We start from the raw sequence: 14,404 nt of genomic DNA on the forward strand, positions 1-14,404 counted from the left end.
AATGCAACTGTAGACTCGCGATCGAAACCCTGATAGTCATATAGCGCAAAAAAGTGTGAGTTTTGTCAAGCGCGATCGATTCTTTCTTGCCTTTTTTCTAATGACTTTTTCCCCCATTACCCATTACCTGATGTACCTCACCGCTCTTGAGAATGGCTATAAGTCTTTGCCAATTATTCAATTATTCAATTATTCAATTATTCAATTATTCAATTCTTTAATCTTTAATCTCTAATCTTTAATGCCGGATTATGGTTAGTATCTATTCCGAATTCAAAAATATTGGCAGCAGTCAAGCGCTTGTGGGTGAGGGGAAATTAGTATTGAGTCGGGAACAGTCGATCGGGCGATCGGGAGCGGCAGTGCCGTTGGTCTTGGCTGTGGCAGACTCTGCCTGGTAAACTTGGAGGCGATCGCGCCCTGCGTCTTTGGCTTGGTACAGCGCTGCATCGGCTGCGTCAATCAAAATCGAGGCTGGGGATTTAGATGCAGGAACCATACTCGCTGCTGAGTCGGCTGCGTCAACCAAAATAGAGGCTTGGGATTCAGATCCAGGAACTATAGTCGCTATCCCCAGACTGACAGTGACGTACAGGCTCACCTGAGAACCAGCGTGAGGAATCTGTAAAGCTGCGATTTTGAGCTGTATGTGTTGGGCTACCAGCGTGGCCCCTTCACTCGCCGTATTCGGCAAAATAACGGCAAATTCTTCGCCTCCGTAGCGAGCTACTAAATCGGCGGGGCGATCGACTGCATTGCCGATCGCCTGGGCGACTTGCCGCAAACAGTCGTCTCCCCTTGGATGTCCGTAGGTATCGTTGTAACTTTTAAAAGAATCAATATCGCACAAAATTAGGGACAGAGGCATTTGTTCCCGCTCTTGTCGGCGCCACTCCCTGTCTAAATACTGATCGAAGCGGCGGCGGTTTGCTAGCTGCGTCAGTTCGTCTAAAGTTGCTAAACGCTCTAACTTGAGGTTGGCTGCTTGCAACTGCTGATAGAGTTCTGCTTGTTTGATCGCGATCGCCAACTGGGCGGCCAGATTCGACAGCAACTCGACTTCCAACTGCATCCACTGTCTGGGACTGCACTGGTGAGCCATCAACAGCCCCCACAACTCCTCCCCTTGCACTAGCGGTACCACCAAATAAGCTTTCACGTCAAATTGTGCGAGCAAGTCAATTTGATTTTGGGGCAAATTGGCGGCCGAGACATCGGCGATTGGTCGGATCGCCCGATGTTGATATGCTTCGAGATAGAATTCGTCAATACAAAACTTTTCCAGGGTTTCTCCCAGCATCGGCCGACAGTTGGGTGCTACAGATTCCACTGTTACCGACCCCGTGGCGGGTCCAGGGCAGAGACTGCCGCCGCTACAGGGGTTGAAGCGGACGATCATCACTCGATCGGCATTTAGGAACTGGCGCACTTCTGTCACTGTCGTGCTGAGCACTTCGCCCAAATCCAGAGACTGACGGATGTGCTGAGTAATCGTCCCCATCAATTTTTCCCGTTCGTTTTGCTGCCGCAGTGCCTCTTCTGCCCGCTTGTACTCGGTAATATCTTGAGCAGTGCCGAAAATTTGTTTGGGCTCGCCCTCTGCTGTGCGGGCGAACACTTGATCGCGACAGCGGAACCAGCGCCATTCGCCCGATCGATGTTTCAGTCGGTACTCCAACTCCAAAATCCTGCCGTCTTGGGCCTTGGGAAATTTTTGCAGGTGCGCGGAAACCTTCTCCAAATCTTCTGGGTACACCAAACTGGAAAACAAAGCCGTTTCCATCTGTAAAATTTCTTCGGGATGGTAGCCGAGCAAATTAAAAGCCTGACCATTGACGTAGACGTTGCGCTGTTCTGTCACATCGTAGATGTAAAGCAAATAAGGCGCCGCGTCAGCAATCTGCTGGATGAAATGCTGGCTCTCGCGCAATTCTTCCTCGATCCGCTGGCGCACTTTCACTTCTTCCACAGCTTGATCCCGCATTGTGCGGTAAGCTTGGATGCGGTGGGTGAGGTCGGTCACGTCTTGAATCACCAACAGTGCGTAAAACGATGGGCAATTGACCCCCGGCCATATTGATGACGAAGCTGAGGGTGGAGATTTTCTAGACAAAAAAGCACTTCTTGGTGATCCGACTCCGAGAGTACCGTCTGATTGCAACTCAAGAGTATGGAGAACCCAGTCTCTAATCTCCTGTTCTTCTATGCCAGCCTCCAAGGCCGGCACAGCATTCACAGTAGTTTGCTGGATGCGCTGCTGGCCGTCTTGCCAAATTGCCGGAATCAGGTGCTTGTGAATTTGAGAAGAAAAAATTGTTGGCGGGCCTCCTGCAAAGATTTGCTTGAAGCGAGTGGCGTACTTTAGCTGACTCAGGTGAGGAAAATGGGTTGTGATCTTTGTTCCCAATATTTGGCTGCGGGGAATTTTTGTCCAGTCTTCGAGACAGGCATTCCAAAACAGCACCACAAAATCATCTTGCAGCAAGCATGCGCCGACTGGTACGCTGTCGAGAACACCAAACTTTTCCTTAATAGTTTTGCTCTCCTCGATCATAGACCCCCGGCAAGTTGATTGATCGCAACCAACAAGGTGTCAAAGGAACTGACATTGAAAATGAGGATGATATCTCCTTCAATGTGAAGCTTTTCAATAATGAAACGGGTCTGGGCTAATAAAACAACTGTATCAGTACCCACACCGCCAGATGTCAGCAAAGTAGCGATCGTCCCTTCCGTGTAATTGGGAATTGAGTAGTTCAGGCGCTGCTGAAGTACGTTGCTGATTGCACCCATGACCCCATTGATCACAATATTTCCGACTTCACTCAGCGTACCAATTTTGACTGAATCTAGGTCGTGAGTTCCAACTTCTTCCCCTGTCAGCATCGTCACGAGCATTGCCGCGCTGTTGGTGGGAAAGACTAACTGGGCAATACCTCCAAAGGAACCAGTGAATTTAAGCTGGACGGCAGCGATTTGTTCGCCGTTGAGATGCTGCTCTAATTGTGCTTGCACGTCTGCAGGAGACAAGACTTGGAGGTAAGGGATTTGCAAGCGAATGGGAGATTCGATCATGTCGTTCAAAATCCCTGCTGCTTGACCGATCCCGATGTTGACGAGTTCCTGCAAAGCATCGAGCTGTCGAGCGCTTAATTTCATGGGGTGATCTCCTCGCTGGCACTGAGAGCTTTATTGATCCACCCGATCAGTTCGTCTGAGTTCGGCATTTTGTGAATGACTGCCAGGGCTCCGAGTTCCATGCACTCGGATTTGGTGGTCGCTTGAATGTCTGCGGTAATGACGATGACTGGAATTTTATATCCTCTCTCGCGCATGGCTTGCAGGACTTCCCGACCTTCCATTTCCGGCATCAGCAGATCTAAGAGCATACAGTTTGGGGTTTTAGTCGCCAACAGCTCTAGAGCTTCGGGGCCGCTCGCTGCTTCCCAAGTCTCGTATCCTTCTGCTCGCAGGATTTTGCAGATTACCCTGCGAGTCAACCACGAATCTTCGACAACGAGAATTGATGTCACTACGTTCTCCTCCTTCAATTGTTTAGGACTGACCGGCGTTGCAGGTACTGCTTTGATCTTGACAGTAGTTTAAACTGTTGGGATGGTGTGCGATCGCAGTGGCTGAATTGCTGTTCTTAAAAACTAACGCATTAAGGTGTTCGATAGTTGAGTCTCTTTGATTATGGGAACAAAAAACCCGGTTTCGGAATGAAACCAGGTTGGCGGGATCTGTATTGCTTGTAACACCGGCGATCAATTATAGATTACTAAACGCTTCCTGAGGGAATCTACTCGCTTTTTAGCCGTGGCATTCTCTGGATCGTAGGCGAGGGCTTGTTCGTACATTTCCAAGGCTTGAGCTATTAATTTCTTGCGCTCGTAGGCGTGACCCAGATTGTTGAGAGATGTAACGTATTCTGGTTGCAACTTCAGGGCTTCTTTGTACTGGCGGATTGCGATGTCGTACTGTTCTTGGCCGAAGTGCGCAAAACCTAGGGCGTTGTAAAGAAACGCCAGATCTGCTTCGCCTTCTACGTCTTGGGTTTTCAGGGCTTTTTGAAACAGTACGATCGCCTGGGAGTAAAGTTTTTTATCTACATAAATACTTCCCAACTCATAGTATTCCTGTGCTGTTCCTTTTTCTAGGGTCAGCTTGTTTTCTAAGCGTTCCAAGGACATTTCCAGCCTCCGAGTTTTGAAAATCTGGCGCACAATAAACCAGGCACTGCTGCCGAGTATAATCAGCAAAACAGACACGTAAACAATTAGCAAATTACTGTCCATGTTTTTCTTAAAATTAGGTAGATTCAGTGGAAGGTTTTATTTATTTTAATTCAGCTAATCTCAGAGATTTGCCTCTGCAACTGTATAAAAAACACGAAAACGGCGATCGACTAGCCCGATCGCGATTTCACAAAAAGCAAGAATCCAGAAGTAAGAACAAAGAAGGAAAATTGGTCTCAATCTCCTAAATTTATCAGGAGTTTTCCTTCTCTGGCAGATAGCTAAATCTTTCTTACTTCTGCTTTCTTCCTTCTCAAAACCGATCGAGCTTTCACGCTCCGGCTCGGTTTGCCATTTCCACGACTTTACCGAATGTTGCAGGGTCAATGATTGCCATTTGTGCCAGCATTTTGCGGTTGATTTCGATATTGGCTTTCTTCATGTTGCCGATCAGTCTGCTGTAGCTCGTACCGTGTAGGCGAGATGCAGCATTGATCCGAGCAATCCACAGGCGGCGGAAATCGCGTTTGCGTTTTTTGCGATCGCGATAACCGTTACGCAGGGCTTGCATCACCCGTTGGTTAGCTGTGCGGAACTGTTTGGACTGTGCGCCTCGGAAACCCTTAGCTAATTTGAGAATTTTTTTGCGGCGCGCTCTGGCGACATTACCGCGTTTTACCCGTGTCATCTTTAATTTCCGTTAAACTTTACAAGTATGGAAGCATTAACCGCACGTTAGCATCATTGGTCTCATCGATGACGACCAGCTTAGAGAGACGGCTTTTGCGAGCTGAACTTTTGTGTGAAAGCAAGTGGCTTTTGTAAGCTTTGCGGCGCACAATTTTACCGGTGCCGGTCGCTCTAAAGCGCTTTGCGGCTGCTTTGCGAGTTTTGAGTTTTGGCATGGGATGGTGTTATTTGGACACAAGCTCTAACGGTATCACGTTTTTGGTACTTTCTGCAAGGGAGATTTGCGGGTTGCGATTTAGGGAGAGCGTCGGAGGGCGATCGCGCGATCACATTGGTTTCGCGCAACCCCAGATTGTAGAATTTTAGCTGAAGGTCGATCGAGCTAACCGTCGCGCACCATCCAAACCAACCGCCTCAAAAGTGCGCCACAGGAGGCACAGCATAGTCATTGAGGTCAATTGTCAGAGTTTTTGCCTCCAACTTCAAAAATCTCCAAACAGTACCGCTGGTGACGCTGCCATAAATTGTGGCGATCGGGATATTGTTAATTTCATTAAACTTTTGAGCCGCCACCATTTCGGCCGCACACTGTCTCAAACCTACTTTCAGGGAGCATCTCAGTTGCAATTTTGAGCGTGCGAGCTTAAGAACTCGCGCTCTATTCAACACTCGCGATCTCTTAAGCTCGCACTGTTAAGAAATTGCTTTTTCGCAAAATGAGTTTTTGGGTTGGGTGACGAGAAATATAGAAATAAACCCGGTTTCTGAGATTTACAGCGAGTGGTGAGAAACCGGGTTTCTACGAGTTTTTGGGTTGGGTGACGAGAAATATAGAAATAAACCCGGTTTCTGAGATTTACAGCGAGTGGCGAGAAACCGGCTTTCTACGAGTTTTTGGGTTGGGTGACGAGAAATATAGAAATAAACCCGGTTTCTGAGATTTACAGCGAGTGGTGAGAAACCGGCTTTCTACGAGTTTTTGGGTTGGGTGACGAGAAATATAGAAATAAACGCGGTTTCTGAGATTTACGCAGAATATATCTCAAATGGGTTTTATAAACAGAAAAAGCCAAATCCGCATCTGCGTTTATCCGCCTTAATCTGCGGTTTTCCTATCAATCAAAAAATTATGAAATCAACCTAAAGATTGCCAATTCTCAATTCCCATATATCAAAAAAAAATAGGCTAGCCATATTTCACAGCGCCTATCTCAATCAAAATTATGATGGTTCACCGCAACGCCGTCTTACCTCAGCTTTTGACCTGGTATTTTACCAGGTGGGCACCGTTGGCTCGGACTTAAAGTTTCTGGGTACAAGCCCAGTTTACTGCTGTCCAAACATCTTGATTCCCTAGAGTTAAGAGTTATAGATCAAAAAAACATTATTGGCAGTCACCAACGTCGCAGTAGAACCTTTATTTAATATACAGCAACTAACCAGATTTTGGCAAGCTTTGAGCAATTTAACTTGCATACCAGATGGATTCTACGGTTTGAGCGATCGCACTAGCTGACTTTCCCCCATTCCCCCCCAAGTCCCCGTCGAACAGAACAGTAACGTGACCGAGTTTGCGACCCGGACGCGATTCTTTTTTACCATACCAATGCACAAAAGCGCCACTGATTTGTGCCAGTTCTTTTCGTTTCTCTAAATAATCCGACTCGGCAGACTCGTAGCCTAGCAAATTTACCATCACAGCACCTGCACATTTCAGATCGCAATTGCCTAAAGGCAGTTGACAAACTGCGCGCAAATGCTGTTCAAATTGTGAAGTTTCGCAAGCATCGATGGTAAAATGTCCTGAGTTGTGGGTGCGGGGGGCAATTTCATTGACAAACAGCTTATTGTCGGCGGTTAAAAATAATTCAATACCGAATATGCCGACAGCTTCCAAGTCATTGAGGAGAGTGCGGGCGATCGCACAAGCTGCGGTTTTGACATCTAAACTAATATCGGCGGGTGCAATCACCAGGCGGCAAACCTGATTTTGCTGTTGAGTTTCGACGATCGGGTAAATCGCAATTTCCCCAGTTGGCGATCGAGCCGCAATCACTGCTAATTCGCGATCGAACGGCACAAACTCTTCTACCAGCAAAGACTGACCTTTAAGTTTAGCACTAATTAACTCAAAACTTGCCCGTTCTTTAACAATAAAAGTACCTTGGCCGTCATAACCGTGGCGGCGAACTTTGACGACAAACGGAAAGTTGATTGCCCCAGATTGCGAGTCTTGTTCCATCTGTGCGCTGTCGGAAACAGAAATTGCTAAATTATCGATCGCAACTTCATTAACGATGGGATCATCCTCCACACCCTGCGGTTCCAGCAACAAATCCAGGCGCAAATCTGCCAGATCATTCAGCGCCCAAAACCTCGGAGTTGGCAAACCTAAATCTTTTAAATAACAGCGTTGTACGTACTTATCCAACAACGGAGAAAGCGACGACAAACTCGGTCGAAATAACACACCTTGCTGTTCCAATACCCGCAAACCATCCAAATCTACAAACTCATTTTCAAAAGTAATAACATCGCAGCCATCCGCCAATTGATCCGTAGCCAAAACATCATCAACAGCAGCGAAAACAGCACCCGCAGCAACCGAAACTGCCGGGTCAGTAGCATTAGGAGTTTGCACTACCAATTCAATACCCAGCGCGCTAGCAGCATCTCCCATCATCGAAGCTAGCTGGCCGCCGCCGACAACGCCCACCCGCTTCAATTTGGCAGACGAACTCGCAGCGGTTTGATTTGATTTCATGTGAGTAAAATTCCTGGTGTCAACCTGTCTATTTTATCGCTATTTGTACCAGGATGAATGAGAGTAATTGAATATTTAAAAGCCAGGTTCTTTTTTCAAATTGCATGATTGAATCGAGGCAGTACCCAGAAAAATTTGGAGGCGAAAGTCTTTGATTCTTGAACGATCCCAGGTTTTGGTAAACAGCGCTCCAGTCCCACTCCTCCAGAAAAGTGCCACATCTAGCAATTCCTTCGCGCCAAGCATGGCATAATTGACAGCACTGCAAAAAGCAGATAGACAGGTGCAAACACTGAAAATCAAACATTCAGAGAACAAAATTTATAGGTGAGGATGCTGTGAAAGTTTTGGTTGTGGGGAATGGAGGTCGCGAACACGCGATCGCGAAAAAACTGCTAGAATCTACGCGGATTAAACAAGTCTTCTGCGTACCGGGCAACGGCGGCACAGCTACCACCAAAGGCTGTCAAAATCTGTCGCTCAACATCGACGACTTCCAAGGCATCGAACGCTTTGTGATGGTGAACAACATCGGACTCGTCATCGTGGGCCCAGAATTGCCCCTATCGCTAGGCATCGTTGACTACTTCCAACAGCGAAAACTGATGATTTTCGGCCCCACCAAAGCCGGCGCCCAAATTGAATCGAGCAAATCCTGGGCCAAAGAATTGATGCTCTCTTCAGGCATCCCAACACCCAAAGCTGCCGTATTTACAAACGCAGAAGCAGCCAAAGCCTACGTTGTGGAGCAAGGAATTCCCATAGTCATCAAAGCAGACGGACTCGCATCAGGCAAAGGAGTCACCGTTGCCACCACCGTCAAAATGGCTCACAGCGCCATCAACACCATTTTTCGAGGTGAATTCGGCACCGACAACATCCGAGTCGTCATCGAAGAATATGTAACTGGTCAAGAAGTTTCGATTCTCGCCCTTACCGACGGTATCACGGTGGAACCGCTGCTGCCGGCCCAAGACCACAAAGCGATCGGCGAAGGCGACAAGGGAGCCAACACCGGCGGTATGGGAGCCTACGCCCCAGCGCCCATTGTCACCCCAGAGCTCATGGAGAGGATTCAAACAGAAATTCTGGAACCCACCCTCGCCGCGCTGCAAAAACGCAACATCGACTACCGGGGCGTCCTCTACGCAGGTTTAATGATTACAGCGGAAGGAGAACCCAAAGTCTTAGAATTCAACTGTCGTTTCGGAGATCCCGAAACTCAAGCGGTTTTGTCCCTGCTGGAGACTCCTCTGGAAGATTTGGTGCTGGCTTGTTGTCAGCAGCGTCTCGGTGAATATTCCAACATTCGCTGGAAGTCGGGGGCTGCTGTGTGCGTAGTTTTGGCTTCGGGGGGCTATCCTGGAAATTACCAAAAAGGCAAAATTATTACAGGTATTGAGGAAGCTGAAGCCAAAGGTGCAGAAGTGTTTCACGCCGGCACTCAGTTGAAGCAGCAGTTAGTTACCGAGGGCGGCCGCGTTTTGGGTGTGACTGCGACGGGGGAAACTTTGGAACAAGCTATAAACAAAGCTTACACAGCAGTAGATTGTATTGAATTTGAAGGGGTCTACTGTCGCCGGGACATCGGCCGTCGAGCGTTGGGCGATCAAAATTAGGAATTGCGACATCGACCGCCATCGGCAAGCCAAGCATTCTCAAAGTAGAAGTGTAACAATGAAGTTTGGTATCTCTGCGGTGGCGGTAGCGGACTGGTCGCTGCTGAAAATTCGATCGACCAAAAACTCTATTAAGCAAATCTACCTAATTAAACGTAAAATATCGATCGCTAAAAAGATTGCTGTGTATATCTTCTTCCGTCTTCCTTCTTCCGTCTTCCTTCTTCCGTCTTCCGTCTTCCGTCTTCCTTCTTCCGTCTTCCGTCTTCCGTCTTCCTTCTTCCTTCTTCCTTCTTCCTTCTACTTAATCTTGCTTTTAATATTAAACTGGTGAACTGGTAAAATGCTGGCCATACTAAACAAAATCGGAGAAATTATTGCCCGCTGGTGGTCGGATTTTACCCTCCAGACTCGCCTGATGGCCGGTGCTACCCTCGTAGTTTCGTTAATTATGAGCGCCCTGACTTTCTGGGCCGTGAATACTATCCAGCAAGATGCCAGACTTAACGATACTCGCTACGGCCGCGACCTCGGTTTGCTGTTATCGGCCAATGTGGCGCCACTGATTGCGAAAAACGATCGCTCAGAAGTTGCCCGTTTTTCCCGCCAATTTTACAGCAGCACCTCCAGCGTCCGCTATATGCTGTACGCCGACGAAGCAGGGGATATTTTTCTGGGAATACCTTTCTCGGAATCGGAGGTGCGCACTTCCCTGACGCTGCGCCGCCAAATTAAACTCCCGGATAATTTTATCGCCGACATTGAGGCGAGAAATTTGACTTCTTTGCCTTTGGTGCGGCAGCACTTAACGCCAGACGGAGAAGTGACTGATGTATTTGTACCGCTAATTCACGAAGATAAATATTTAGGCGTTTTGGCGATCGGCATTAACCCAAATCCCGCAGCAGTGATCTCTTCAAATCTGACTAGGGATGTCACTTTAGCAGTATTTGTCACCATTTGGGTGATGGTTATTTTGGGCGCTGTATTTAATGCCCTGACAATTACTCACCCGATCAAACAATTAGTATTTGGGGTAAAAAATATCGCGGGCGGGAATTTTAAGCAGCGAGTTGACCTGCCTTTGGGGGGAGAATTGGGCGAGTTGATTGGCAGTTTTAACGAGATGGCCGAGAAATTAGAAAGTTATGAAGAACAAAATATTGAAGAGTTGACAGCGGAAAAAGCGAAGTTGGAAACTTTGGTTTCAACTATTGCTGACGGGGCGCTGTTGCTGGATGCGAATTTGCAGGTGATTTTAGTTAACCCAACGGGGAGGCGGATTTTTGGATGGGAAGGTAAAAATGCGATCGGCATTAACGTCGTAAATATTTTACCTTCAGAAGTGCAGCGCGAGCTAGCAAGACCCCTGCAGGAAATAGCTGCGGGCGATCGCGAAGGCGGCGAATTTCGCATCTCAATCAGCGAACCAGTCAACCGTACCATACGGATTGTTTTAACTACTGTCATTCTGCACAAAGCATCCGACTCCGAACCACTGTGCAAAAGCTGCGTCCGCGATGAGGAAAATACCTGTACCGAGTCGGAACGCCCGAAGGCAATAGAGTGTACTTTCTACGAAGAAACCTCCAAACATCAAGGTTCTGGACAGTACCGCGAAAGTCTCAAAGGCATTGCAATGACAGTACAAGACATCACCCGCGAAGTAGAACTAAATGAGGCTAAAAGCAATTTTATCAGCAATGTTTCTCACGAATTGAGAACGCCTTTATTTAATATCAAATCTTTTATCGAGACTCTCCAGGAGTACGGAGAAGACCTTCAAGAAAGCGAGCGCCGGGAATTCCTAGAAATTGCCAATCGAGAAACCGATCGCCTCACCCGTTTAGTCAACGACGTGTTAGACTTGTCACGCCTAGAATCCTGCCGAATCTATCAACTAGACGCAGTTGACCTCCCGCAAGCTGTCGAACAAACCCTGCGGACTTATCAGTTAAATGCAAAGGATAAAGGAATTCAATTAGAGCAAGACGTTGACCCATTGTTGCCACCAGCTTTAGGTCATTACGATTTGCTGCTGCAAGTATTTGGGAATTTAGTAGGAAATGCCTTAAAATTTACGGAGTCCGGCGGCAAGGTCGGAATTCGAGCGTATTTGGTAGATTCGGACGTGGTGGCCGACAAAGACAGCGCATCCGGGAACCACAATTTGTCACCGAATACCAGAGATTTTCCGATAGTGCGGATCGAAATTTCTGATACTGGGATTGGCATAGATCCCGAAGACCAACAAGCAATTTTTGATCGCTTTTTCCGAGTAGAAAACCGAGTTCACACTCTAGAAGGCACCGGATTAGGTCTTTCGATTGTCAGAAACATTATTGACAAGCACCACACTAAAATCAATTTAGTTAGCGAAGTTAATGTGGGTACAACTTTCTGGTTTGACTTACCAGTTTATCAGCATAAACAATCACTAGATATGGAAAATGCTTGGCCGGTGGAAGCAAAGGTAGAGACTGAAACAAGTTCGACCCCAGCTAAAACTGTTTAATGGAAAATGAAAATTGAAATTCATGTTAATTAAGCTGCGACAGAAATTGTCTTAGCCTTAAGCGATGGTTCTGGGATGAGTTGACCATCATCTCGGAGGGTGTCAATATAAAGCTCAATTGCTTCTTTAATATTGTTTTCTGTTTCTTCAAGTGTCTTACCTGTAGAAATACAACCAGGCAAATCTGGAACATAAGCTGAATAGTTAGCGCTGGCCCATTCAAAGATTACAACATATTCTCTCATTATTCCTCTGGAAAGATCGCAATAACAACACTTCGGACAGTTTCATTGTTAACGCACTGGGCTAGAAACCCGGTTTCTACGAATTTTGCGACGAGGAACTATAAATCACGCAATAAACCGGGTTTCTGAGTTCAAAATTCTGTCGTGCGGTGGGGGCGGGTTTATAGATATTGTGGATCTATATGCAAGAAGTCTATTGTTGTTAATTTACCGGACAGGATAGGAAGCCCGATCGCACATTTCCCCAATTTTCCCTAAATTTCTCCTCGTTTACTCGTTTCCAGGGTTAGCGTGAAAACGAGTAAACGGGTAATTATATCAAGACCTAAGAAAGAGTTTTTCGAGCACGTTCCGATCGCTCTTCTGCGGTATCCATGACATCCGCCATTTTATCCACCATTTCCCCTGGATAATTTTCCAGTACCCGAGTAGAAAGCGAAATTCGGCCGCGACTTTCATCTAGATCAACCACCACGGCTTTCAGGGGTTGGCCTGGGGCAAAAACTTGTGCCAGGTTCTCAATATATTTTTGACTGACTTGCTTGATGTGTAGCAAACCGCTAACTCCTTCCAAGTCCACAAACACGCCAAAAGGCTTGATACTGCTGACTGTTCCTTCCACCAATTGACCGATTTCCAACTGACGGAAAGCAGAAGATTGAGTCGCCATCCGTTGCGAAAGTACGAGTTTTTCTCGTTCGCGATCGACTTCCAAGAAATTCACGGTCAAAGATTGACCAATTAGCGATTCTATGTTATCGCGTTGGGCTAAGTGCGATCGGGGAATAAAGCCGCGCATTCCCTCAACATCCACCGTCACGCCGCCCTTATTCGCGCCAGAAACCCGCACCTGAAGCACTTTACCAGTTTCCTGCAATGCAACTAAATCTTCCCAAGCTTGCTGAACTTGTAACTGTTTCAGAGACAGAGTAACTTGGCCGTTGGCATCTTGTTCGCGGATAATTAAAAAGTCCTGTTCCTCATCCAGCGGAACCACTTCCGACAAATCCGTAATTGTTCTCAAAGCAGCCTCTTCGATCGGCAAAAAAGCCGAAGACTTGCCGCCGATATCAACATACGCGCCGTTTGAGTCGTGCTCGAACACTTTACCACGCACTACTTGTCCCTTTTGAAACTCGTAATTGTGCTGTTCGAGGGCTTTAGCAAAATCATCCATCGAAAAAGATGCTTTTGCGCTTTGAGAACCTGTAGATTTGGAATTCATGTCAGTTTATTTGTCAGTTGTCAGTTGTTAATTGTCAGTTGTCAGTTGTCAATTGTCAGTTGTCAGTTGTTAGTAGAAAATTCTCCCCATCTCCCCATCTCCTCATCTCTAAACAGGTTGAAGTTCCTGTCGAAATAGCTCCTTCACCTGCACCCACGACTCGGCTGCTGCGGTAGCGTCGTAACTGCCGCGGTGGTCACAGAAGAAGCCGTGATCGGCATTGTAGCGGAAAATTAGGTGAGGAATACTGTGTTTTTCCAATTCTGTGGCAATTTGGTCAACTTGTTCTGAGGGAATGCTGGGGTCTTGAGTGCCAAAAAAGGCGTAGAGAGTGCCTTTAATGTCGGCTGTGCGATCAATCGTGGGGGCTCCGCCGGGGGTATCCGTGGCAATACCAGCACCGTAAAAAGACGCTGTGGCCTTGATTCCGGGCAAAGTAGCGGCGAGGTAGGCGACGTGTCCGCCAAAGCAGAAACCGATGCAGCCAAAACCTTGTTGTTTGACGGATGGTAAGGTTTTGAGGTAATCGATGGCGGCTTGGATGTCGCTCAGCAGTTGGGATGCGGTAGTTTGTTCTTTGTATTCTTTGCCAATTTTGATAGCTTCGGGCGTGTAGCCGGTTTCAAAGCCGGGGGCTTGACGCTGGTAGATGGCTGGGGCGATCGCCACATATCCTTCCTTTGCTATTCTGTCAGTAACTTCGCGGATGTGCGAGTTAACGCCAAAGATTTCTTGGATGACGATAACTGCGGGAAATTGCCCTGCTGTGGCGGGTTGGGCTAGGTAAGCGGCGATTTGCAAATCTCCGTTGGGAAATGTAATATTAGCTGTGCGAATTTCTGGGTTGGTCATAGTTAGTTTTAGTGCAAATTTTGCTGTATGGCAAGTCTAAATCATTTGTGAATGATATTTTTTTAACGAACGAGCAAGATGCCCGTTCCACAATAAAATTAAGTTTTGTGGAACGGGCATCTTGCCCGTTCTTAACAATAGTGCTCTGGGGCCAATTCCACAATAAAATCAAATTTTGTGGAACGGGCATCTTGCCCGTTGCTAACAAGGATGTAAGATGTAAGTTCCCATTTTTTTTAGTAACTAATCCTCAAGT

The 14,404-nt window shown here is 47.1% G+C and carries 13 protein-coding genes and 1 other RNA gene; 2 read left to right on the forward strand and 12 right to left on the reverse strand.

Annotated elements, in window-relative coordinates:
• Positions 1 to 292: 292 nt before the first annotated feature.
• The 9 genes from QUB52_RS00720 to QUB52_RS00760 all read right to left on the reverse strand — a co-directional run bounded on the left by QUB52_RS00720 (position 293) and on the right by QUB52_RS00760 (position 7,692).
• Positions 293 to 2,554, reverse strand: a complete 2,262-nt coding sequence (locus QUB52_RS00720; protein WP_332972120.1) for a sensor domain-containing diguanylate cyclase — start codon at positions 2,552 to 2,554, stop codon at positions 293 to 295.
• Complete coding sequence (locus tag QUB52_RS00725) at positions 2,551 to 3,159, reverse strand: chemotaxis protein CheC (protein ID WP_265235257.1); 609 nt, start codon at positions 3,157 to 3,159, stop codon at positions 2,551 to 2,553. The genes QUB52_RS00720 and QUB52_RS00725 overlap by 4 nt, the downstream gene beginning before the upstream one ends.
• Positions 3,156 to 3,533, reverse strand: a complete 378-nt coding sequence (locus QUB52_RS00730) for a response regulator (protein WP_265235256.1) — start codon at positions 3,531 to 3,533, stop codon at positions 3,156 to 3,158. Before QUB52_RS00730 ends, QUB52_RS00725 begins: the two co-directional genes overlap by 4 nt.
• A 234-nt stretch (positions 3,534 to 3,767) precedes the next feature.
• Positions 3,768 to 4,298, reverse strand: a complete 531-nt coding sequence (locus QUB52_RS00735; RefSeq protein WP_265235255.1) for a tetratricopeptide repeat protein — start codon at positions 4,296 to 4,298, stop codon at positions 3,768 to 3,770.
• A gap of 271 nt (positions 4,299 to 4,569) precedes the next feature.
• Positions 4,570 to 4,926, reverse strand: a complete 357-nt coding sequence (rplT, locus tag QUB52_RS00740; protein WP_265235254.1) for a 50S ribosomal protein L20 — start codon at positions 4,924 to 4,926, stop codon at positions 4,570 to 4,572.
• A 19-nt stretch (positions 4,927 to 4,945) separates the two neighbouring features.
• On the reverse strand, positions 4,946 to 5,143 hold the full coding sequence (gene rpmI, locus QUB52_RS00745; RefSeq protein ID WP_096830688.1) for a 50S ribosomal protein L35: 198 nt from the start codon (positions 5,141 to 5,143) through the stop codon (positions 4,946 to 4,948).
• 199 nt (positions 5,144 to 5,342) lie between these two features.
• A complete protein-coding gene (locus QUB52_RS00750) occupies positions 5,343 to 5,525 on the reverse strand; it encodes a hypothetical protein (RefSeq protein ID WP_265235253.1) in 183 nt (60 codons plus the stop codon).
• Positions 5,526 to 6,155: 630 nt separating this feature from the next.
• Positions 6,156 to 6,343, reverse strand: a non-coding RNA gene (gene ssrS / locus QUB52_RS00755) — 6S RNA.
• A gap of 50 nt (positions 6,344 to 6,393) precedes the next feature.
• A complete protein-coding gene (locus QUB52_RS00760; protein ID WP_332972119.1) occupies positions 6,394 to 7,692 on the reverse strand; it encodes a 5-(carboxyamino)imidazole ribonucleotide synthase in 1,299 nt (432 codons plus the stop codon).
• 338 nt (positions 7,693 to 8,030) lie between these two features.
• On the opposite strand from QUB52_RS00760, the gene purD reads away from it, so the two are divergent.
• Positions 8,031 to 9,311: a phosphoribosylamine--glycine ligase gene (gene purD / locus QUB52_RS00765; RefSeq protein WP_332967891.1), complete on the forward strand. Its 1,281-nt coding sequence runs from the start codon at positions 8,031 to 8,033 to the stop codon at positions 9,309 to 9,311.
• Positions 9,312 to 9,654: 343 nt separating this feature from the next.
• The gene (locus QUB52_RS00770; RefSeq protein ID WP_265235250.1) at positions 9,655 to 11,826 is read left to right on the forward strand and encodes a HAMP domain-containing sensor histidine kinase; all 2,172 of its coding nucleotides are present in this window, start codon (positions 9,655 to 9,657) and stop codon (positions 11,824 to 11,826) included.
• A gap of 29 nt (positions 11,827 to 11,855) precedes the next feature.
• On the opposite strand, the gene QUB52_RS00775 is transcribed toward QUB52_RS00770, so the two are convergent.
• The 3 genes from QUB52_RS00775 to QUB52_RS00785 form a co-directional block, all read right to left on the reverse strand.
• On the reverse strand, positions 11,856 to 12,071 hold the full coding sequence (locus QUB52_RS00775) for a type II toxin-antitoxin system HicB family antitoxin (RefSeq protein WP_332970690.1): 216 nt from the start codon (positions 12,069 to 12,071) through the stop codon (positions 11,856 to 11,858).
• Positions 12,072 to 12,396: 325 nt separating this feature from the next.
• Entirely contained in the window at positions 12,397 to 13,296 is a 900-nt protein-coding gene (locus QUB52_RS00780) for a S1 RNA-binding domain-containing protein (protein ID WP_265235248.1), read from the reverse strand.
• A 108-nt stretch (positions 13,297 to 13,404) separates the two neighbouring features.
• Positions 13,405 to 14,148 (reverse strand): dienelactone hydrolase family protein, encoded by a 744-nt coding sequence (locus tag QUB52_RS00785; RefSeq protein ID WP_332972118.1) that lies wholly within the window; start codon positions 14,146 to 14,148, stop codon positions 13,405 to 13,407.
• Between the last annotated feature and the right edge of the window lie 256 nt (positions 14,149 to 14,404).

It is taken from the genome of Microcoleus sp. A6-C6, from assembly GCF_036705955.1.
Lineage (GTDB): Bacteria > Cyanobacteriota > Cyanobacteriia > Cyanobacteriales > Microcoleaceae > Microcoleus.